At 38.8% G+C, this 20,939-nt stretch carries 17 protein-coding genes; 6 read left to right on the top strand and 11 right to left on the bottom strand.

Annotated features, from left to right (window positions below):
* Positions 1 to 59: 59 nt before the first annotated feature.
* Positions 60 to 1,031: a bile acid:sodium symporter family protein gene (locus tag ACN6MT_RS29135; RefSeq protein ID WP_419954261.1), complete on the bottom strand. Its 972-nt coding sequence runs from the start codon at positions 1,029 to 1,031 to the stop codon at positions 60 to 62.
* 166 nt (positions 1,032 to 1,197) lie between these two features.
* Between ACN6MT_RS29135 and ACN6MT_RS29140 the strand changes: the two genes are divergently transcribed.
* Positions 1,198 to 2,046 (top strand): DUF4097 domain-containing protein, encoded by an 849-nt coding sequence (locus tag ACN6MT_RS29140; protein WP_419954262.1) that lies wholly within the window; start codon positions 1,198 to 1,200, stop codon positions 2,044 to 2,046.
* 113 nt (positions 2,047 to 2,159) lie between these two features.
* Positions 2,160 to 2,543 (top strand): hypothetical protein, encoded by a 384-nt coding sequence (locus ACN6MT_RS29145; RefSeq protein WP_419954263.1) that lies wholly within the window; start codon positions 2,160 to 2,162, stop codon positions 2,541 to 2,543.
* A 48-nt stretch (positions 2,544 to 2,591) separates the two neighbouring features.
* On the opposite strand, the gene ACN6MT_RS29150 is transcribed toward ACN6MT_RS29145, so the two are convergent.
* The gene (locus ACN6MT_RS29150) at positions 2,592 to 4,820 is read right to left on the bottom strand and encodes an EAL and GGDEF domain-containing protein (protein ID WP_419954264.1); all 2,229 of its coding nucleotides are present in this window, start codon (positions 4,818 to 4,820) and stop codon (positions 2,592 to 2,594) included.
* A gap of 175 nt (positions 4,821 to 4,995) precedes the next feature.
* On the opposite strand from ACN6MT_RS29150, the gene ACN6MT_RS29155 reads away from it, so the two are divergent.
* On the top strand, positions 4,996 to 6,375 hold the full coding sequence (locus ACN6MT_RS29155; RefSeq protein WP_419954265.1) for an MATE family efflux transporter: 1,380 nt from the start codon (positions 4,996 to 4,998) through the stop codon (positions 6,373 to 6,375).
* Positions 6,376 to 7,213: 838 nt separating this feature from the next.
* Here the strand turns inward: ACN6MT_RS29155 and ACN6MT_RS29160 are convergent.
* The 6 genes from ACN6MT_RS29160 to ACN6MT_RS29185 form a co-directional block, all read right to left on the bottom strand.
* The gene (locus ACN6MT_RS29160; protein WP_419954266.1) at positions 7,214 to 8,884 is read right to left on the bottom strand and encodes a glycoside hydrolase family 13 protein; all 1,671 of its coding nucleotides are present in this window, start codon (positions 8,882 to 8,884) and stop codon (positions 7,214 to 7,216) included.
* Between the two features lie 22 nt (positions 8,885 to 8,906).
* Positions 8,907 to 9,875, bottom strand: a complete 969-nt coding sequence (locus ACN6MT_RS29165) for a sugar phosphate isomerase/epimerase family protein (protein WP_419954267.1) — start codon at positions 9,873 to 9,875, stop codon at positions 8,907 to 8,909.
* A complete protein-coding gene (locus ACN6MT_RS29170; protein ID WP_419954268.1) occupies positions 9,872 to 10,891 on the bottom strand; it encodes a Gfo/Idh/MocA family protein in 1,020 nt (339 codons plus the stop codon). Before ACN6MT_RS29170 ends, ACN6MT_RS29165 begins: the two co-directional genes overlap by 4 nt.
* Positions 10,888 to 11,922, bottom strand: coding sequence for a Gfo/Idh/MocA family protein (locus ACN6MT_RS29175; RefSeq protein WP_419954269.1), 1,035 nt, complete (start codon positions 11,920 to 11,922; stop codon positions 10,888 to 10,890). Before ACN6MT_RS29175 ends, ACN6MT_RS29170 begins: the two co-directional genes overlap by 4 nt.
* 3 nt (positions 11,923 to 11,925) lie before the next feature.
* A complete protein-coding gene (locus tag ACN6MT_RS29180; protein WP_419954270.1) occupies positions 11,926 to 12,648 on the bottom strand; it encodes a ThuA domain-containing protein in 723 nt (240 codons plus the stop codon).
* A 115-nt stretch (positions 12,649 to 12,763) separates the two neighbouring features.
* Positions 12,764 to 13,516 (bottom strand): sugar phosphate isomerase/epimerase family protein, encoded by a 753-nt coding sequence (locus ACN6MT_RS29185; protein ID WP_419954271.1) that lies wholly within the window; start codon positions 13,514 to 13,516, stop codon positions 12,764 to 12,766.
* Between the two features lie 127 nt (positions 13,517 to 13,643).
* On the opposite strand from ACN6MT_RS29185, the gene ACN6MT_RS29190 reads away from it, so the two are divergent.
* Positions 13,644 to 14,420: an AraC family transcriptional regulator gene (locus ACN6MT_RS29190; RefSeq protein ID WP_063255518.1), complete on the top strand. Its 777-nt coding sequence runs from the start codon at positions 13,644 to 13,646 to the stop codon at positions 14,418 to 14,420.
* 45 nt (positions 14,421 to 14,465) lie between these two features.
* Here ACN6MT_RS29190 and ACN6MT_RS29195 read toward each other — a convergent pair whose 3' ends face one another.
* The 3 genes from ACN6MT_RS29195 to ACN6MT_RS29205 all read right to left on the bottom strand — a co-directional run bounded on the left by ACN6MT_RS29195 (position 14,466) and on the right by ACN6MT_RS29205 (position 18,942).
* Complete coding sequence (locus tag ACN6MT_RS29195; protein ID WP_419954272.1) at positions 14,466 to 15,293, bottom strand: glycerophosphodiester phosphodiesterase; 828 nt, start codon at positions 15,291 to 15,293, stop codon at positions 14,466 to 14,468.
* A gap of 206 nt (positions 15,294 to 15,499) precedes the next feature.
* Positions 15,500 to 17,089 (bottom strand): response regulator transcription factor, encoded by a 1,590-nt coding sequence (locus ACN6MT_RS29200; RefSeq protein WP_419954273.1) that lies wholly within the window; start codon positions 17,087 to 17,089, stop codon positions 15,500 to 15,502.
* Positions 17,086 to 18,942: a sensor histidine kinase gene (locus ACN6MT_RS29205; protein ID WP_419954274.1), complete on the bottom strand. Its 1,857-nt coding sequence runs from the start codon at positions 18,940 to 18,942 to the stop codon at positions 17,086 to 17,088. The genes ACN6MT_RS29200 and ACN6MT_RS29205 overlap by 4 nt, the downstream gene beginning before the upstream one ends.
* A 144-nt stretch (positions 18,943 to 19,086) precedes the next feature.
* Here ACN6MT_RS29205 and ACN6MT_RS29210 point away from each other — a divergent pair, with 144 nt between their 5' ends.
* Positions 19,087 to 20,055, top strand: a complete 969-nt coding sequence (locus tag ACN6MT_RS29210) for a carbohydrate ABC transporter permease (protein WP_419954275.1) — start codon at positions 19,087 to 19,089, stop codon at positions 20,053 to 20,055.
* Entirely contained in the window at positions 20,055 to 20,882 is an 828-nt protein-coding gene (locus ACN6MT_RS29215) for a carbohydrate ABC transporter permease (protein ID WP_419954276.1), read from the top strand. The genes ACN6MT_RS29210 and ACN6MT_RS29215 overlap by 1 nt, the downstream gene beginning before the upstream one ends.
* Positions 20,883 to 20,939 lie beyond the last annotated feature (57 nt).

Here is a 20,939-nt window from a genome sequence, read left to right on the forward strand (position 1 = left end):
TTCCCGTTACCTCCGTTTTTAAAACAAAAGACACTTCTCATTTAGGAAGTGCCAACATGTTAAACCCTATGACTCTGTTCAAAGTAAATTGTTTTCTTATCATAATAACGGGCCAAAAAGCTGCCGGCTAAGGAAGCAAGAATTTGCTGGAATAGCATACCGACAACGACCGGTAAAGCAACGGCTGGTGAAAAATAGGTAACAGCAATAACAGCTCCGGCACTTATATTTCTCATTCCGCCTGAAAAAGTCAAAGAAACGACTGTATCCCGATCACTTTTAATTAGTTTGCCGATTAGAAATGCAAAGAGATAACCAGTTAATGCAATAAAAAAGACCACTAGTATAATCCCAATTAATTTTAGATTGATATTTTTTAGATAGGGAGCAATTACTGCACCATTTAGCATGACAACAACGCCAAGGCAGATTTTTGAAAAAGGTGCCAATGTACTACTTAACCTCTTCGTGAAGTTCCCTTTTGTGCTCTGATTCAACCACATTCCAAGTATCGAAGGCAGCACAATCATTCCAAGCAATCCTTGCATAATACTCATAAAGTCCATTTCAATTTTCTCACCTATTAAGAAGGACAAACAATACGGTACAATCAACGGGGAAAGTATCGTATCGATAAGGATAATAGATAAGGTCAACGGGATATTTCCTTTATAAATTGAAACCCACATAAAGCTGGTTATTCCAGTAGGAATGGCCATGCCTAGCACAATGCCTGTTATCGTAAAAATATCCTCTTGAAACGTGATATGACCGACACCCCATGCCCATATTGGCATTAGGATATGTAGTAACACCATCGCTGCAAATATTGGAAGCGGATGCTTAACCACATCTGATAAAGATTTGAAATTTGAGTTTAAACTTCCTGCAAATGTCATAAACGCAAATATCCAAGGGATTAAATAGGAGAAGTCTTTTATATAGATTGAAAGTAAAACCCCCATTACTACACTTGTCGGAGTAATGAACGGCATGATTTTTTCTAGTTGTTTATTTATCTTCTGCAGCATGATTCTTCTCTCCAAGCTCATATTCTGTTTTTCTTCCATTACAAAGGATATCATATTTCTCACTATACTTCTCAAGTCTTAGAAATAAATAATTCTCTGGTTCATTGGTAGTTTTTGAGAAATCACTTATGATGAAGCTATAACAAGGAAAGGGAAGGGATTTTAGATGAAGAGAATAGTGATTACACTTTTAATCATCACAGGACTATATATAGTTTTTAATCAGTCATTCCAGTTCGATGGTTTTGCTTTTGGGGGGAATAAGGATCGAAGTGCTGAGCTTTCCAATAAGATCGATGCCATCGATATCAATGTGGCCGGAGTCAGAGCAACGATTATTCCGGAAGATCGGGATAATGTTGAAGCAATTTTAACAGGTAAAGGCTCACTTATCGTGAAAGAAACAGGAAACAGAATCGTAGTGGAAACGAAACGGAAAATGTTTAACTGGTTCTCATTTTCCGAAAAAAGACAGTTAAAGATTTATGTTCCTAAGGATTATGACCGTAATATGAACATCCAGATTGGTTCTGGAACCTTAAATTTCTCTGGGAAGTTAATGAAATTAAATGACCTTTCTCTAGATATTGGTTCTGGAAATGTTAAGATTGACCATTTAGAAGTGAACGAATTTACCCATGATGGATCTTCAGGAAATGTAGAAATCGATACTTTGCATACGAAAACAGGTACTTTTGATCTTAGCTCAGGAAACCTAGAAATTAACCACTATTCCGGAGCACTAAACGCAGATGTTTCATCTGGAAGGTTCTCTGTAAAAATGGATCAACTGAATGATTCGATTGATATCGACCTAAGTTCTGGCCATGTAAAGCTCGATTTGCCAGATAATGCAGATTTCAAATTAAATGGCAAGGTCAGCAGCGGGAACATTTCCAGTGACTTCCCTTTAACCAGCAGTGGAACGGATAATAAAAACCTCCAAGGAACCCATGGTTCCGGAAAAAACGAAATAAATGTCTCCGTTTCTAGCGGCGATGTTCAAATATTTTAAGATGGTAAAAAAGCGCTTGGAGTTCGAAATCCCAGGCGCTTTTACGATGTAACCAAAATAGTCTAAATCTCATATCGTATAATGCCCTGTGTACCGAATATGGAAGGAGCGTTATGATGTATTTTTACCACTATCCTTACCCGCAGCAGCCCTCTTACCCTGGTTACCATTACTACTACCCCATAAACAGGCAATATCCGCAGGTGGATGTAAATGTTTTTACAAAGTCCATAAAATCCTATCGGTTATTAATGGCCCAGGGAAGTGTCCTGTTAGACCGGTTAGGCGATAAGGGTTTTGACGTTAAGTTAATGACGGCTGCTCAACAAGGAAACCAAGCCGAAGTGGATCGGTTAATAAAAACGATTGGTCTAAAAGTACCTGTGAAGACAAGATATACACCAACCGGGGTGACCTTTGAACTTACAACACAACCTGACCCTGGCAGTTACATGAACTGTTGTACCTTAACCGTCCAATTGAAATGGGGAAATTAAAAGACCTTCCAAATGAAGGTCCTTTTTTTGAGATATTTAGTTTCAAAATCAAGTTTTACCCTTATCTTTTAATAAAAATTTATCCATTTTTTCAGCAGATAATGGTTTGCTATAGTAATAGCCTTGTCCGATTTGACAAGCATTCCGTGTTAAAAACTTAACCTGTTCTTCTGTTTCGATTCCTTCCGCAATCACAGTAAATTTTAAATTGACACCCATATCAATGATTGTTTTTACCATCATTCCTTGATTAGAATGATTGATTATATCGTCAACGAAGGATTTATCAATTTTAATTTTATCAATGGGCAGATGTTTCAAATAACTTAAAGAGGAGTAGCCTGTCCCAAAATCATCTACCGATAACAGAACGCCCAGACTCTTTAATTGATTCAGAATGATGGTGGAGTTTTCAAGGTTTTGCATGAGACTTTCCGTAATTTCAAGTTCCAAATCATTTGACTCAAGTCCAACTTCCTTAAGCATGTCCGAAATATATTGAATGAATTGCTCATCCTGAAATTGACGTACAGAAACGTTTACGGCAATAGGAAAATCACTGAAACCTGCATCCTTCCATGCTTTTCTCTGTTCACATGCCTCTCTTAATATCCATTTGCCCAGTGGAACAATGAGTCCTGTTTCTTCAGCCAATGGAATAAATTCAGACGGTGCAATATAGCCATATTCAGGATGGTTCCAACGAATTAATGCTTCGACTCCAACTATTTTACCTGTAACTAAATCGAACTGTGGCTGATAATAGAGCATTAGTTGATTCTGCTCCATTGCTCTTCTTAACCAATTCTCTAACTTCATTTTCCACGTCGAAATTCCACCCGAGAATATTGAGTAAAATTGATAGTTATTTTTCCCGCGTTCTTTTGCTTGGTACATAGCTGTATCTGCATTTTTAATTAGTGTCTCTTCATCGCTGCCGTCTGATGGATATAGACTGACACCAATACTTGGCGTGACATAAAATTCATCATTCCCCACTTCAATTGGGTATGAAAATTCATTTAGAATCCGATTCGCTACTCGTGAAGTAGTGTCCTTGTTTACATCTTCTAGGACGATAATAAATTCATCCCCGCCTTGTCTGGAAACAAGTCCTTCATTTTGAACTGCTTCCTGTAATCTGCCTGCAACCCTTTGTAAAACACGATCACCAACCGAATGACCCTTCGTATCATTAATAATTTTGAAACGGTCTAAATCTAAGAACAAAACAGCGTGCATTTTATTTTCTTGTTGGCGTAAAACATCATTAAGATGATTTTTAAACTGATTGCGATTGGGCAAACCCGTTAATGTATCATAATAGGCCATAAATTTTATCGTTTGTTCTGACTTTTTCCTTTGGGTAATATCTCTGCCCACTACCTGCACGGCAAATCGACCTTCGTAAAGAATAGACCTAGCCGCCATCTCAACATCTATATTTACACCATCAATTCGCCTAACTTGAAATTCAAAATTATATCTCTCATTCTCCACCTTAGCAGTGGAGAAAACTTTCGTTTTAATTAAATCCGTAATTTGAGAGGAGACAAAATTTTTAGCGGATTGACCAATCACTTGCTCCTGACTTTCGGCTCCAATTAATTTAAAACCCGCTTCATTAATATATTCAATTTTTCCGTCATAAACGACAGCAATAATATCTGGTGACATCTCTACTAAACTTTGATAAAGGCCTTCGCTTTCTTTCCTATCTGTAATATCGAATAGGACACTACTAAAATCGACAAGGTCTCCTTTTGAATCGAAGGTCGGGATCCCGCTATCCTGAATCCAGCGGACTTCTCCATCAGGGCGAATAATGCGGTACTGGCTGGTCACATTTTCACCAATAGAGATTCTCCTTTCCCTTTCTTGTAAAACATACAAATCCTCTGGATAAATAACCTCTTTCCAAAGGTGGTTATTTTCATAGAAGTTTTTCAGATTATATCCGTATAATTTTTCAATCCCGGGCGTAATTAATAGAGTGTCGTTTTTTAAATCATGGGACCATATCGCTACATCTAGCGTATCAAATATATTTTTCATTCTTTGCTGACTTTTTTGAAGTTCTTTTGTCTTTAAATAAAACTCTTTTGTAAGAAGGAACAGGAACCAAATGGCTGCCGTATATATGGCGATGGTTACATAACTTGTTATTTTTATTGAATGAAATAAATTAGGTAATAAAAGATCCGCTGCCTCCAAAGAGATCAATAAACAAAAAATGAGGAATAACAAAAAACGATTTAGATTTCTTTTTATAATCATGGATGTCTCCCATTTTAGTATACTTATAGTTTAAAAATAGCAAATCCAATGCTTTATAACAATCTTATTATTTTTCCATTCATGAAAGAGTAGTAGTGTAAAAGCGACGAACATCATTTTCCTATTTCTAAATCCTTCATATAGGAGTAAAATTAATCGTACTTTTTAAAATACTATGCAGGATCAGGAGATTATCGTGGAAGAACAACAAAATAAATATCAAGATCAATCTTTATTCAGTATTACCTGGCCGCTCTTTATTGAGCTGGCACTTCATTTAGGCATGGGGATTGTGGCTACGTTAATGTTAAGTCAATACTCAGATGAAGCCGTAGCGGGTGTCGGCATAGCCAACCAGCTGCTTAATATCTTCATTTTGGTTTTTAATGTCACATCTATTGGCGCAACTGTTTTAATCAGTCAAAACCTTGGTGCGGGAAAACTCCAGAGGGCCAGGCAGTTATCCTATTCCGTATTTGGATTGAATTTCTGGTTTGGTATATGTATTGCCATTTTTGTTTTTATTTTAGGAGAACCGCTGCTAAAATTATATGATATTCGTGGGGCCGTTTTCGACTATGGTCTTACTTTTGTCCGAATATGTGCACTCTCACTCTTTTTTGAATCCTTATCACTGGCCTTAAGTGCGATTCTTCGCAGTCATGGATACACTAAGGAATCGATGATGGTCACTGTTTATATGAATTTAATCAGTATTGGCGGTAATGTCATTGCAACTACTGGAATCCTTGGGCTTCCGGTTACAGGTGTGACAGGTGTCTCATGGGCAATCTTCGCAGCGCGAGCCTATGCTGTCTGTGCTCTATTATATTTGTTATATAATAGACTTTCTTTAAAGATAGTCATTAAGGACATTTTCAACGCAAAGAAAGAAGATATTCGGGGGCTGCTCGAGATTGGAATTCCATCTGCGGGTGAAAATCTTTCTTACCAATTATCTCAAGTGGTTATTACTAGTTTTGTTGTAGGGATGGGTACTGCTTCCTTAGCAGGAAGGGTATATATTTTAAATATTAGCATGCTATGCTTTTTATTCACCGTTGCGATTGCCCAAGGAACTCAGATTTTAGTAGCCCGATATATTGGCGGTAAACAATTTGATCGTGCCCTAAAACGCGGAATTCGTACCTTGAAGATAGCTATGGTTGCTTCAACATTGACATCATTCGTCATTGCCTTAGGCGGGGTCAGGGTATTGGATTTATTTACAAAGGATCCAGCAATCATTCTGGTTGGACTTCCTGTTTTATGGGCGATCGTTTTCGTTGAACCTGGAAGAGCCATGAATATTGTTTTAATGAACTCATTAAAGTCTGCGGGGGATGTTCGGTTTCCCGTTATTATCGGTATTATTTCCATGTGGGGAGTAGCAGTATCGTTAAGTTATTTATTAGGCGTCCATTATGGATTGGGACTTTTAGGCATATGGCTTGCCCAAGGGGCAGATGAGTGGCTGCGAGGCTGCTTCGCCCTAAGAAGATGGCTGACAAAGCCTTGGGAAAGACGGTTTACAAAAGCAGCAATAGAACAATAAATAGAGTACAAAAAAACGTAAGGAGCATTTCTCCTTACGTTTTTTTATTGTCGGAAACTAGAAAGTCCTTCTATTAAGGACATATCCTTCTGGTGGGGCGGGGGTTTTGAGTTATCATGAACGAAACTAGCTCCTTACTCGTAACAGCGTAGGTTAATTTGGTTAGAATGTTTACTGGAAAAACAAACCAAATCAGAGCTACATTACGAAAGGAGCTAGTTATTATGAAGGATACCAAAAAATCTGTAGGTTTAAACGTATCAAAGGAAAAAATTGCAGTTGCCCCCCCCCCATTGGGGACATTTCCTTCTGGTGGAGCGAGTGTTTTATCCTCAAGGCCCTCTATTGAGGACATATCCTTCTTTTGGTGCGAGTGTTTTGTCCTCAAGACCCTCTATTGAGGACTAATCCTTCTTGTCGTGCGAGTGTTTTGTCTCCAAGGCCCTCTATTGAGGACATATCCTTCTTGTGGTGCGAGTGTTTTGTCCCCAAGACCCTCTATTGAGGACTAATCCTTCTTGTCGTGCGAGTGTTTTGTCCTCAAGACCCTCTATTGAGGACATATCCTTCTGGCGGAACGATCGATTTGTCCTCAAGACCCTCTATTGAGGACTAATCCTTCTTCTGAAGCGGGTGTTTTGTCCCCAAGACCCTCCATTGAGGACATATCCTTCAGGCGGAGCGAGTGTTTTGTCCTCAAGACCCTTCATTAAGGACTATTCCTTCTGGAGAAACGGGTAGTTGTCTGCAATGTAAGTACAATAATAAAAGAAATATCGTATGTAAAAATAGAAAAATCCTTTATCTCAATAATTCGAGGGGCCAAAGCCCCTCATTTTTATTTCAATAAATATACTCTTGTTTCATATGGTTTAAGAGTGAACTCTTTCCGCAGCTTTTTATCAGCCGATTCATAATTATGAAGGACAAGTTCTGACTTCGAATAAGATACACTCGTTGGAACGTGGAACCTCGTTGATTCATCACTAAAATTATTGATAACGATCGCCTTTTTCCCAACTAATTTACGGGTATAGACAAATAATTTAGGATGGTTCGCTAATAACAAATCATACGTACCATACACAAACAAAGGATGTTCTTTGCGTAATTTGACCAGCTTTTTATAGAAGGAAAGTATAGAATCCGGGTCATTCAACTGTGCTTCAACATTAATCTCACGGTAATTTGGATTCACACCCAGCCATGTTTGGTCCGCAGTTGTAAATCCGCCCATGTTTCCGATATCCCATTGCATTGGAGTTCGTGCGTTATCACGGCACTGTTTCCAGATTATCTCCATAATCTCTTGATGAGGACGGCCCTTTGCTGTTTCTACCTTATAGAAATTAACCATACCAACATCATCGTAATCTTCGATTGAAGGAAATTGGACGTTGGTCATTCCTATCTCTTGACCTTGATAGATAAACGGAGTCCCTTTCATAAGGAAATACATCGCGCCTAGCATCTTAGCACTTTGTTTCCAATACTTTTTGTCATTTCCCCAGCTTGAAACCCGGCGAGGCTGATCATGATTTTCGATAAATAACGCATTCCAGCCCTTGCCTTCTAATCCTTTTTGCCATTTGGTTAAATTCTTTTTCAAGGCAGTAATGTCGACTTTTCCTTCTGCATTTTTATCCCAAAGGCCTAAAAACTCAAATTGAAAAATCATGTTAAAATAACCGTTTTCTTCGCCGACCCATTTATCGGCGTCATCAAGACCTACACCATTTGCTTCTCCTACCGTCATAATGTCATAGTTTTTTATCGTTTTCTGAGAAAACTCCGTTAACCATTCATCAATGCCGTCCACATTCATCATGTAAGGAAAACAAGGCACAAAATCTAAATTTTCCGGATTTGGCATATCAGGAAAACCTGGTTCTTTTCTGATATGTGAAATCGCATCCACCCGAAAACCATCGATTCCTTTGTCCAGCCACCAGTTCACCATATCGTATAAGGCATTCCGAACATCGGGGTTTTCCCAATTTAAATCAGGCTGTCTTTCAGAAAAAATATGCATGAAATATTCATCAGTATCTTCATCATATTTCCATGCAGGACCACTGAAAATGGATTCCCAATTATTTGGTTCCTTCCCATCCTTGCCCTCACTCCAAATGTACCAATCCCGTTTTGGATTGTTCTTTGACGAGCGGGACTCAATAAACCATGGATGTTCATCACTTGTGTGATTGATGACTAAATCAAGAATCAACTTCATTCCGCGGCTATGAACTCCTTCAAGCAGTTCATCAAAATCAGCCATTGTCCCGAATTCATCCATAATGTCCTGATAATCGGAAATATCGTAGCCATTATCATCATTAGGAGATTTGTACATGGGAGACAGCCAAATGACGTCGATTCCTAAATCCTTTAGGTAGTCCAATTTGGAGGTAACTCCCTTTAAATCCCCAATCCCATCTCCATTGCTATCCATGAAACTCCGGGGGTATACCTGATAGGCGACACTTTCTTTCCACCACTTTGTATTCATTCTAGCACCTCAATTCCTTGTTTTACACCCACCACATCTGTGAAACAGGCTCTTCAATCAAGATAGATTTCAGATTGGATACAGCACGTGTAAACCCTTCTTCTATCGACATAATTGGGTCCTCATGTTCAATACTGACAACATAATCATATCCATACGTACGAAGTGCACTCATCATGTCAGACCAATCTTTTAAACTATGTCCGCACCCAACAGATCGGAATGTCCATGCCCGCGTTCTTACTTCTCCGTAAGGCTGCATATCCGTTAATCCATACATATTCACATTTTCTTGGTCAATGTATGTGTCTTTCGCATGGAAGTGGTGAATCGCATTTTCTTTTGCTAGAATTTTAATTGCTGCCACTGGGTCAATCCCCTGCCACCATAAGTGGCTTGGGTCCAAGTTTGCTCCAATCGCATCACAAGTTTGCTCGCGAAGTTTTAACAGTGTGTAAGGTGTATGGACTAAAAAGCCCCCATGTAGCTCAAGTCCAATTTTTACATTGTGCTCCTTCGCATACTGTCCCACTTCTTTCCAATATGGGATTAATTTTTCTTCCCATTGCCATTTCAGGACATCGCCATATTCATTCGGCCATGGCGTAACCGGCCAATTCGGATATTTGGCACCTTCATGGTCGCCTGCAGTACCAGAAAAACAGTTAACAACCCGTACACCCAAAAGTGATGCAAGTTTAATGGTTTTCAAGAGTGTTTCATGAGAATTCTTGGCAAATGATTCTTCAGGCGAAATTGGATTTCCATGGCAGCTAAAAGCACTGATGATTAAATTTCGTTCCTCTACTTTTTGAATGAATTGATTGCGGGCTTCTTCACTCTCTAATAAACCGTCTAAGTCACAATGACTGTTTCCCGGATAACAGCCTGTTCCGATTTCAACTGCATGAAGGCCAGCTTCCTTAACGGTATCGAGCATTACTTCAAAAGATTTTTCCGCAAATAGGACGGTAAAAACGCCTAGTTTCATAACTGATTTCCCCCACTCACATATATTCGATCAATAATCTGTGAAACCTGAAGCGCCTCTTCAGGCTTTACTACCAACTCTTCCATTCCTAGACACGTACGAATAAAATTCTTCGCCTGAGAGAGACCTGGTTCTTCCTCGCCTGGAAGCCAAGCAGCTTCGCTATTTAACAACATTCCATTCTTTGTGGTATAAAGCTCAAATGGAAAAACACTTAATCCGCCGTCTACTCCGGAAATACTGAGATGCTCGGCGTCATCCTTTATATTAGCAGCCCATGATGTTTCAAATAACATCGACGCACCGCTTTCAAATTGAATATAGGCAGTCACATGGTCATCAACATTAAAGGTTTCATGATCAAACGAACCCCATTGATTCACTTGGTTAGGCATTTTACTTAATGTGTTATAAGCGGTGCCTGTCACCGTGGTATGTTTCGGATTCCCCATCAGCCAAAGCGCTAAGTCTAGGAGATGACATCCATAATCAATCAAACTGCCGCCGCCCTGAAGAATTTTGTTGGTAAAGACACCCCATCCGGGAACTTTACGGCGTCTTAGCGCCTGAACCCTTACCACAAGCGGTGTACCTACTTCTTGCATTGCCTTTTTGGCAGCTTGGGCTTCCTTCATAAAACGGTAATGATAGGCAATGGCCAGGACTTTATCTGCTTTTTTAGAAGCTCTGACCATCGCTTCGCATTCCTCCGCAGTTAATGCCATCGGCTTCTCACACAATACATGGACCCCCGCCTCAAAGGCAGCAATCGTGATTTCTGCATGGAATTTATTAGGTGTACAAATACAAACGGCATCAACCTCTGAAAATAGCTCATGATAACTCGCAAACACTTGAGGGATGTTATATATATCAGCAATTTCCTGTGCCCGTTGGATGTTGATATCACTTAAAGCCGTAATTTCACAACTATCATTCAACTGAAGAAAAGCCGGGATATGGCGTCCTTGTGCAATACCGCCAACCCCGATGATTCCAATACGTAGTTTTTTCATCGATCTCTCACTCTTACGATTTGTTTTGTTTCATTAGACTCGAGCGCTGCCAAGATAACCTCTAATGATTTCATACCTTCTTCACCTGATACCGGTGGTTCCTCGTCATGAAGAATACATTCAACAAACTTTTCGATCACATGGGTATTATTTTGACCGCCCTCATCATTTGACTGGATCTTTCCAAGTTGATAATTCACTACTTCACCATTCGCGTATTGAACGACTAATGAATTAGTTGGATCATCTTCAAGACGAAGAATCGCTTTTTCTCCATAAATAATCGTTGAGTTATCTTCCTTGCTGACATATGCCCAGCTTGCCGCAAGTGTTCCAATGATGCCGCTTTCTGTTTTTAGAACACAGACCGCATTATCATCAACATCAGCGTATTCTTTTGCACTTGTTTCTACAAAAGAACCTACTTCTGTAATTTCTTCTCCTAATACATAGCGAAGTAAGTCAGCCTTATGAACTCCTAAATCCCCCATTGCCCCAACAAATGCTTTTTCTTTTTGAAAGAACCAGCCCTCTTTACCTTCAACACTCCAACCTTCTGGACCTCCATGGCCGAATGCTGTACGGAAACTATAAATCTTTCCGATTTCCCCACTTTGGATCAACTTGCGGGCTTTTTGGTGGGAAGCTACAAACCGTTGATTATGACCAATCATTAACTTCTTGCCGCTTGCTTGTGAAGCTGAAATCATTGCTTCAGCTTCATCCTTTGATGTAGCCATTGGTTTTTCACAAAGAACATGTATACCAGCATTTAACGCTGCAATCGAGATGGGTGCATGAAGATAGTTTGGTGTGCAAACACTGACAGCGTCAACCGAACCACTGTTTAACAACTCTTCATAGCTTGTATATGCATGAACACCATATTTTTCAGCTACTGTATGTGCTCGTTCCTCATTGATATCACAAACAGCAATAAGTTCTACATTCTTATTCGATTTATATTCAGGCAAATGGCGGTGCTGGGCAATGCTGCCACAACCGATTACTGCTACTCTTAATTTCCCCATGATTTACTTCCCTCCAATTACTTCAAGTGGTTTAGCATTTCCATAGATAGGACGTTCACGCTTTACCGGCTGCGCCCATTTAACTGCATTGCTAATGACACGTTGAATGTCTTTGTTGTGGTAAGTAGGATACGTTTCATGACCCGGACGGAAGTAAAATACCTTACCATTCCCACGTTTGTAAGTACATCCGCTGCGGAACACTTCCCCTCCTTCAAACCAGCTTGTGAAAATAAGTTCATCTGGCTGCGGGATATCAAAATGCTCCCCATACATTTCTTCTTTTTCTAATTCAATATACTCTGAGATGCCTTCTACAATAGGATGGCTTGGACTTACAACCCAAAGACGTTCCTTTTCGTCTGCTTCCCGCCATTTTAAATCACAGCTTGTTCCCATTAATGTTTTAAAGATTTTTGAGAAGTGACCGGAATGAAGAACAATCAGACCCATGCCGTCGAGGACACGCTGCTGCACCTTTTGAACGATTTCATCCTTTACTTCACCATGGGCTAAATGCCCCCACCAAACTAATACATCAGTATTGTTAAGAACTTCTTCCGTTAAGCCATGTTCAGGTTCGTCAAGAGTTGCCGTCTTAATCTCATGGCCATTTCCCTTTAAAAATTCTGCAATCGTACCGTGAATCCCGTTCGGGTATATATCTCTTACAACTGGATTTTTTTGCTCGTGACGATTTTCATTCCATACTGTTACTTTAACCATAATTACCAACTCCCATATCCATTTACTTTATCTATTATTTTAAATGATAACCCAATTAATGAAACGGCTTACATTGACATATAGGGTGTAAAATATTGAACTCGGGTACCTTAATTTATTTCACTGACTTTAAATAATTCATGCTGATTTCAATGCTTTCAAAAGGTGAACGACGACAAACATCCTGCTCAACCACCCACCACTGTACTTCATTCTCCTGTCCTTTATGCAGGACGGCTTCAATATCTACCCCGCCTGTTCCAAGCTCCGCAAAATATTGTTCCCCATCTGTAGTCATGTCCTTTAAATGAATAAGGGGTGTTCGTTTTTTGTATCGTTCCATCCACTCTACAGGATTTTCACCCGCTTTTGTCAGCCAATAAACATCCAGCTCTGTCTTTACATTAATAGAGTGCGTTTTATCGAAAATGGCTTCGAGTATCGTTTTGCCATTGGATAACCGCTGCAATTCAAAATCATGGTTATGATAGCAAAGGGTGATGCCTTCCCGACGGCAGGTTTCACCAGCTTGTTCTAAAAATAAAGTAAGTGCTTTATAGTCCTGCAAACTGCGGCGATCTGGATGTAAATACGGGCAGACCACATAACTACTTCCTAATATCTTCTGATCTTCAATGACTTGATACAAATTATTTTCCATTTCCTCTAGCGGCACGTGACTAGATGCTGCTCTCAGGCCAAACCCATCCAATAATGCTCTTACTTCTTTTGCAGTTAATCCGCCATACCCTGCAAATTCAACACCATCAAAGCCAAGCTTAGCTACTTTTTTTAACGTTCCAGTAAAATCTTGGGCACTTTCTTCCCGCAATGTGTACATTTGGACAGCTATTGGAATGTTTTTCATCCTTAACCCCTTTTCTTAAAACCTTCCTTATTTGATTACATCTTACAGAGTGTTACAGCAATTAAATATAGATGATATAATGACAACATCCACTATTTTGCTATTTTATAAAAAAAGAGGAATGTTTATGACAACGAACATATTATTTTGCGGCTATTCGTATCACACAAATGGATATCATTCGCAGCATAAATCAGGCTACCCCTCTTATCTTTTTCGCCTGCAAACTGAAGGAGTTTGTGAAGTGGTCGTGAAGGGTAAAAAAATGGAGATTGAAAAAGGAGACCTTCTGCTCATAAAACCAGGGGATCACTATGAACTTCTAGTAAATGAGGACCAAAAAAGCGGTGACTATCATTTAGTCTGCGAAGGCACATGGGTAGATGAATGGTGGAACCGTTCCGAAAAGCCGGATGTCTCCAGAATCAATTTGGATGATAATCTGCTGGTTCTATGGCGCCATATCATGATTGAAAAACGTCGTCCCGCCACAAGCCAAAACGAAGAGCTCACAAGCTATTTGCTGCGAGCCCTCTGCTTAACTTTAGAACGAGCCATTAATGAAACCGTACCTTCCTTCAACGTTCCCTATACGGTGACAAGGATGTTGCGATACATAGAAGAACATGCTACTACCGCCTTTAAAGTTGAGGATGTGGCTAAGCATGCTGGTCTTAGCATCTCTCGGTCCGTACATCTTTTCAAAAGCAGCGTTGGAAAAACGATGATTGAATATGCCCTTGAAATCCGTTTATCCGCTGCAATTGACCGAATGAAATACACATCCTTGACACTTGAGCAAATTGCCGAAGACTGCGGCTTCGGCAGCTATCCTTATTTTCATAGAGTATTTCATAAAAGCTTTGGCGTTGCTCCAGGGGTTTACAGACGTCAGGAATACTAGAAAAAAGAGGGTTGAAAGCTCTCCCTCTTTTGGTGATAGTTTGTCCTATTTTCTCGGATCTACATAATCAGGATAATCGGTAATAATTCCGTCCACATTCATATCTAATAGAAATTGAGCTGCTTCATGGCTGCGAACTGTCCAAGATTGGATTTTCATTCCAAGCGAGTGCACTTGATCAACCAATTCTTTTGATACGATACCGTAGCTTGGGTTAAAGTAATCCGCATAAGTAGCAAATTCTTTCAAAGCTTGTTCGGTTGTGTGCGCTCTATTGGATGTAAGGACACCAATCGGCACTTTCGGTAAGAGGCTGTTAGTTAGCTTCATAGATTCAAAATTAAAAGATTGAATGATGATTTTTTCATTTTGCGGCTTGTCTAGATTTCGCTCGATTAATTTCTGTGCAACCTGTGCTTCAATTCCAGGATAAAGCTCAGGTGATTTTAATTCTATTAAAATACCTGTTTTCCCATGATAGCGTTCAAGAATTTCATCGAATGTAGGAATTCTCTCACCTGTAAATTGTTCGCCTTTCCAGCTGCCTGCATCAAGACTTCTAATCTGATCAAAGGTCAGGTCTTTCACATACCCCGTACCATCTGTTGTTCTGTCAACCGTATTATCATGAATGATAACCAATTCCCCATCCTTGCTGCGTTGGACATCAATTTCAATATAATCAGCTTTCATTTCTACACCTTTATCAAAAGCCGCAATCGTATTTTCTGGTGCATAACCTGTTGCACCACGGTGAGCAACATTATCCACTTTTCGTAAATCCCCAGTTGTTTCTGCTGCAAAGGCCTGTTGAAAAGGACTAAATAATAAACTAAATGCCAGACCTGCTCCAATCACAAATGTTTTTTTCATTTTACTCCATCTCCCTTTTACTTGTCTGTTCCTACAAATAAAATTTTACGGGAGAATTGTTTAGCATATATGTAGTTACGATATAGACTTCGTTAAAGTCATGTAAATAAACCTGGTGAATTATTCATACATAAATTTACAAAAAGTTCGTTCTTTTTCCTATTGCAAAAAAAAATAAGCAGAGAAGGTGCTTTTATCTCTGCTTATCACTGTTTCACATATTCAGCTCGATATTCATTCGGAGTAATTCCTTCCACCTTCTTAAATACTTTCCGAAAATACTTATCATCTTGATAGCCAATCATATTCGCAATCTCATAGATCTTTAACTGACTATTCTTCAATAAAGATTTTGCCTTTTCCATTCTAATTCGCACGATATAGTCGGAGATGTTCTCATTAAACTCCTGTTTAAATTTCCTTGAAATATATTCCCTGCTGATATAGAAATGGTCTGAAATCTCTTGCAGTTTTACATCTCGATCAAAATTTTCTTGGAGGTATTTTTCAATATCCTTAATGATATTATTATTTTTTTGCAGTGTGCTTTTCTTTACCTTTTTTAAAAAAACGGCAATTTCACGTTTTTTTCTCTTTTTATACTCTTTTAATCTAAACGTACCGTTTGAATCGAAAAATAAATCAATCCGAGCTTCAATATCTTCTGGTGCTTTAAATGAAATATTGTAATGCTCAAACCACTTTTTGCTAATAACCATATATTCATTTTCTAAATTTATCACCTGTCTTACAGATAAATATTCCATTTCGGTAATGTCCTGTTCTATTCGATCCATTAATTCCGCAAAAGCCCTAATTTCTCCCGTTTGTATAGCCAATTCTATATCTGAAGAATAAACAATCAAACTCTTTATTGTTGGAACTGCCTGTTTATCAGACATATAGACTCTTTTTTCACTTTCAGTCAGGATATTTCTATTCAATAAAATCTTTCTGGCTTGCTGATAAGAATCATTCAACTTGGTACTGTTAGTTACAGCTGTCCCAGCAGCAATGGGACAAGAAATATCCAATGTATATTTTAACGTTTTATAAATACGTACTAATATCTCTTCTACTAACTCCAACCTGTCCCAAAAAATTAAAAGTATTTGGCCCTTATGGGATAAGTAACGAAAACCAATCCCACACCCGGTTTCCTTCAGGATTTCATTAATCACATTCAAAATGGTAAAGTAAGCTAAATCTCGATCCCCTTGAAATACCTCGATTGTTTTGCCGTTAACTCGGACTAGTGCGGCTATATAATCCCGGGACTGTTTTAACCAGCCGAATTCTTCATATAAATCTTTTTGAATGCTGTCACTGTTCACTAGCTGAGTGAGTTTGCGATCTCTGTATACAGGGGTCATTTCATTAATCAGCAGTGAGCTAGTTTCTTTCCTCTGTCTATCAACTTCTTCTTTGTTCCATTCATTTACCGCTTTTTCCAATGTTTGATTTAATATTTCCGGTTCGATAGGCTTTAAGAGATAGTCTGAACTGCCAAAATGGATCGCTTTTCTCATATAATGATAGTCATCGTAACCTGTCACCACAATCGTTTTACTGTTTGGATGATTTTCTTTAATCCACTCCAAAAGCTGCGTTCCATCCATTTTTGGCATTTTCATATCAGAAAAAATGATCTCAGGACGGATGGTTTGGATAAGCTGGATCGCTTCTTCACCATTTCCTGCCTCATATATTTCTCGAATTCCATTTTGTTCCCAATCAGCTAATATCTTAATTCCGTCTCGAACATGTTTTTCATCATCAACAATTAACGCCTTCATGAATGTTCCACCTCTTTCGGTATTACATTTGGTATCACGATGGTAACGGTAAAACCACCTTCTTCATTGCGGTTTACTGTTAGGTTTACCTGATTATGATAATAAATCTGCAAGCGATCATAAATATTCTTCAACCCAATTGCTTCTCTTTGCTTGTCTGCTTTTGAGATACCTTGGAACAATTCCTGACGAATTTTTTCAATCTGCTCATCACTAGGACCCATTCCATTATCCTTCACACTGATTTTGACTTTATTGTCATTCTCAAAGAACGCCTCAATTTGAATCCTCGCTTCTTCTACGTGCTGATCAAAGCCATGCTTAAAACAGTTCTCTACCAGTGGCTGTAAAATCATTTTCGGTATATAAATCTCTTTGACTTCTTCTTGGATATTTAATTCAAATTCAAATTGTTCATCAAATCGCTGCTTTTGTAAGGATAGGTAGGATTTCACATGGTTCAGCTCTGCAGCAAAAGGAACAATATCATCTTTCATATTCATACTGTATCTCATGATCGTAGATAGCGATGTCAGCAATGAATAGACAGGAACTGCATTTAGCTTTAGTGCCAATGTACCAATAGACTGAAAGGCGTTGTAAAGGAAATGCGGATTAATTTGTGATTGCAATACTCGGAGCTGTGAGGCTTTATTTTCTATCTCCAATTTATATTCACTCTCAATCAACTCATCTATTTTTGCAATCATGAGTTTAAAATGCCTTCCCAACATGCCAATTTCATCGGTTCCGAGTGTATCGAAATCAGCCTTAAATTCGCCTTTCTCGACTTTTTTCATATTGCTAATTAACACTTTTATTGGTGCCGTCAGCTTAAAGGAAACAAACATGGTCCCAAGCAGCGCAAATATAAGTGTAGCCAATCCAATCAAAATGTTGATTAGTGCCGTTTCTCTAGCACCTTGATAAAGGACATCGTAGGGGATTCGTTTCACGATAGACCAACCCTTAAACGAATCGCTAAATTTTTCATGAACGATAACGCCCGAAAACTGTTCATCTTTCCACTCAAGACTTTTCCCGCCCTCCGGCTCCTTCCTCACTTGCTCAAACCACTTTTCTTTATTTTCCTTTCCAATCTCCTCTTCATTGGAAGAGAATATAATCATTCCTTTATCATCCATAATATAAAGGTCCTCAGCGTCTTTCGTATATAATCGACCGGCAATGGCTCTAATTTTAGAAAGATTAATATCAATCGATAAAAATCCTAAAACATCCGCTAAAGGAACATCCCGAATTACATTATGGAAGCTTAATACATTCACACTTTGAGAATTAGGAATAACGGAAACATTGTTATAGCTATAAATCTCATGCGGCGGCTCAATAAGAGAATAACCTTCAATCGCGGTTAACTGTCTATAGTAGGGGTGTGAAAATACATTCTCATACTTTGCTCTGCCGCTGATTCTAGAATGATAGATGGTGTAGGATTCCTGTTCTTCATGAATATATAGATGCATTTGTTCAATTTCAGGTCGTGTATTAAATAAATAAGCAAGTGCCCTGCGGACTTCCTCTTGATTAACAACAAAGTCAGATGACACCCCATTTCTCATCACGTTAATAAAAGGGGTGTACCGATATAAGACCGAAGACATTTGGGCAACATCGTTCAAATAACCCGCCAGTTCTTCCTGCCCTTTTGAAATCAACTCATGGTTTGTTGAGACAGCACGGTCATTAAGTGATTTCGTTGTATAAAAATAAGTAACAGTGATGGCTGTCCCAAATGGCAGAACCGTTGCCAACAACAAAAAGATGATTAGCTTTTTTCGAATACCCCATCTCATTTCTTTGCGGTTACAAACCTTACCCCCTTGCGTCATTTTTTAGAACATTGTAGCACAACTTTGAATGTCCTTTAATAGGGCAACTTTTTTACCTGTTCAATATTTTCCACCCTAATGGTCAATGTAAGCCGTTTCATAATTTTTTGCAACCTTTAAAATAAGGTTATGGAGGTGCAGAGAATGAATAATGAAAGTAAGCTGGATACAGTTAAGGGGTCAGTCCTCACAAATCAGAACAGCACGAAAGTTTCTCCGTCTGTTTCTTTTCTGAATAAGAAGAAATGGAAGGAAGCTGGGTTATTTACCCTATTTGTCGGACCAGTTCTTTTAGCTTTTATCCTAATTGTTTTAATCCCCTTCTTTACAGGTATTTATTATGCATTTACCGATTGGAACGGGGTAACAGGATCCGTCAAATGGGTGGGACTCGATAATTTTAAATACTTATTTACAGAGGACAAGCAATTTCAACAGTCCTTCATTCTAACAACCAAATACACAGTTGTAGCCATCATCTTAACAAACCTAATCGGATTTGGATTAGCCTTATTGGTTGCTCAGAAATTGAAAACTAAAAATTTCTTACGTACCGTTTTCTTCATGCCTAACTTAATAGGCGGATTAATCCTAGGATTTATCTGGCAGTTTATTTTTGTAAAAGGATTTACTTCCATAGGTCAGTTAACAGGAATTCCTCTTTTTGAATTGGCATGGTTAGGAGACGCGAAGACAGCGTTTTGGGGAATCGTCATTGTCAGTGTTTGGCAGGGTGCAGGTTACATTATGATTATCTATATTGCAGCACTGCAGAACGTACCACAGGAATTAATTGAAGCAGCAAGAATTGACGGGGCGAATCGCTTTCAAGTCCTTCGCCATATTACAATGCCGCTAGTTGCACCAGCCGTAACGATTTGTTTATTTTTAACAACCGCTTCATCCTTTAAAGTCTTTGATGCAAACCTGTCATTGACAAACGGCGGTCCATTTAAATCTACAGAAATGCTGGCGCTGAACATTTATACAGAAGCATTCGTTAATAACCGATATGGTATCGGTGAAGCAAAAGCATTAATTTTCTTCATTGTCGTAGCAGCGATTACCGTCCTGCAAGTTACGATTTCAAAGAAAAAGGAGGTTGAATCCTAATGGGCAACAGGTATACATGGAGAACATCAATTGTTGAAATCCTTGCGATCCTGCTCGGTCTTGTCTTTCTAGTCCCATTCTATTATGTGCTTTCAAACTCCTTGAAACCATTTGCTGAGATTTTAACCAACACATCAGCCCTGCCAAAAGTGTTGATGTTTGATAACTATGTAAATGCATTCGAAAAATTAAATTTTTTAACCGTATTTAAAAACTCGTTAATCATTACCATTGGCAGTAATATCGTACTAGTTATCTTTTGTTCAATGGCTGCATATATGCTCGTTCGAACCAAAAAGAAAATAAGCAATATCATTTTCATGACATTTGTCGCAGCGATGATTATTCCTTTCCAATCGATTATGATACCGCTTATTAAAACGGCTGGAACCCTGGGACTATTAAACAGCATGTGGGGACTTGTCTTCATGTACCTTGGGTTTGGGTCCGGAATGACCATCTTCTTATATCACGGTTTTATCAAAGGAATTCCTTTAGAGCTTGAAGAAGCAGCGATTATCGATGGCTGTACACGGTTTGGCGTATTCTGGAGAATTGTTTTTCCACTATTAAAACCCATTACGGTCACCATCGTTATCTTAAACAGCTTATGGATATGGAATGACTTCTTATTACCATCATTAGTGCTTCAAAATCCGGAATTAAGAACGATTCCATTGGCAACTTTCTTCTTCTTTGGGCAATATACAAAGCAATGGGATTTAGCACTTGCAGCATTAGTTATTGGAATTATTCCATTATTAATCTTCTTCTTCACCATGCAAAAACACATTATCCAAGGTATTACCAGCGGATCTATCAAGTAATTTTTCGGGGAACACACTCTGCTGCCTTTTGTACAAGACAGCAGAGATTTAAAAATA

Source organism: Neobacillus niacini (assembly GCF_048572935.1).
In the GTDB taxonomy this organism is placed as follows: Bacteria; Bacillota; Bacilli; order Bacillales; family Cytobacillaceae; genus Neobacillus; species Neobacillus niacini.

What these genes read in the sequence shown, in the direction of transcription:
- ACN6MT_RS29135 (WP_419954261.1), bottom strand. Translation starts at nt 1,031, where the DNA reads ATGCTGCAGAAGATAAATAAACAACTAGAAAAAATCATGCCGTTCATT.
- ACN6MT_RS29140 (WP_419954262.1), top strand. Translation starts at nt 1,198, where the DNA reads ATGAAGAGAATAGTGATTACACTTTTAATCATCACAGGACTATATATA.
- ACN6MT_RS29145 (WP_419954263.1), top strand. Translation starts at nt 2,160, where the DNA reads ATGATGTATTTTTACCACTATCCTTACCCGCAGCAGCCCTCTTACCCT.
- ACN6MT_RS29150 (WP_419954264.1), bottom strand. Translation starts at nt 4,820, where the DNA reads ATGATTATAAAAAGAAATCTAAATCGTTTTTTGTTATTCCTCATTTTT.
- ACN6MT_RS29155 (WP_419954265.1), top strand. Translation starts at nt 4,996, where the DNA reads ATGCAGGATCAGGAGATTATCGTGGAAGAACAACAAAATAAATATCAA.
- ACN6MT_RS29160 (WP_419954266.1), bottom strand. Translation starts at nt 8,884, where the DNA reads ATGAATACAAAGTGGTGGAAAGAAAGTGTCGCCTATCAGGTATACCCC.
- ACN6MT_RS29165 (WP_419954267.1), bottom strand. Translation starts at nt 9,875, where the DNA reads ATGAAACTAGGCGTTTTTACCGTCCTATTTGCGGAAAAATCTTTTGAA.
- ACN6MT_RS29170 (WP_419954268.1), bottom strand. Translation starts at nt 10,891, where the DNA reads ATGAAAAAACTACGTATTGGAATCATCGGGGTTGGCGGTATTGCACAA.
- ACN6MT_RS29175 (WP_419954269.1), bottom strand. Translation starts at nt 11,922, where the DNA reads ATGGGGAAATTAAGAGTAGCAGTAATCGGTTGTGGCAGCATTGCCCAG.
- ACN6MT_RS29180 (WP_419954270.1), bottom strand. Translation starts at nt 12,648, where the DNA reads ATGGTTAAAGTAACAGTATGGAATGAAAATCGTCACGAGCAAAAAAAT.
- ACN6MT_RS29185 (WP_419954271.1), bottom strand. Translation starts at nt 13,516, where the DNA reads ATGAAAAACATTCCAATAGCTGTCCAAATGTACACATTGCGGGAAGAA.
- ACN6MT_RS29190 (WP_063255518.1), top strand. Translation starts at nt 13,644, where the DNA reads ATGACAACGAACATATTATTTTGCGGCTATTCGTATCACACAAATGGA.
- ACN6MT_RS29195 (WP_419954272.1), bottom strand. Translation starts at nt 15,293, where the DNA reads ATGAAAAAAACATTTGTGATTGGAGCAGGTCTGGCATTTAGTTTATTA.
- ACN6MT_RS29200 (WP_419954273.1), bottom strand. Translation starts at nt 17,089, where the DNA reads ATGAAGGCGTTAATTGTTGATGATGAAAAACATGTTCGAGACGGAATT.
- ACN6MT_RS29205 (WP_419954274.1), bottom strand. Translation starts at nt 18,942, where the DNA reads ATGACGCAAGGGGGTAAGGTTTGTAACCGCAAAGAAATGAGATGGGGT.
- ACN6MT_RS29210 (WP_419954275.1), top strand. Translation starts at nt 19,087, where the DNA reads ATGAATAATGAAAGTAAGCTGGATACAGTTAAGGGGTCAGTCCTCACA.
- ACN6MT_RS29215 (WP_419954276.1), top strand. Translation starts at nt 20,055, where the DNA reads ATGGGCAACAGGTATACATGGAGAACATCAATTGTTGAAATCCTTGCG.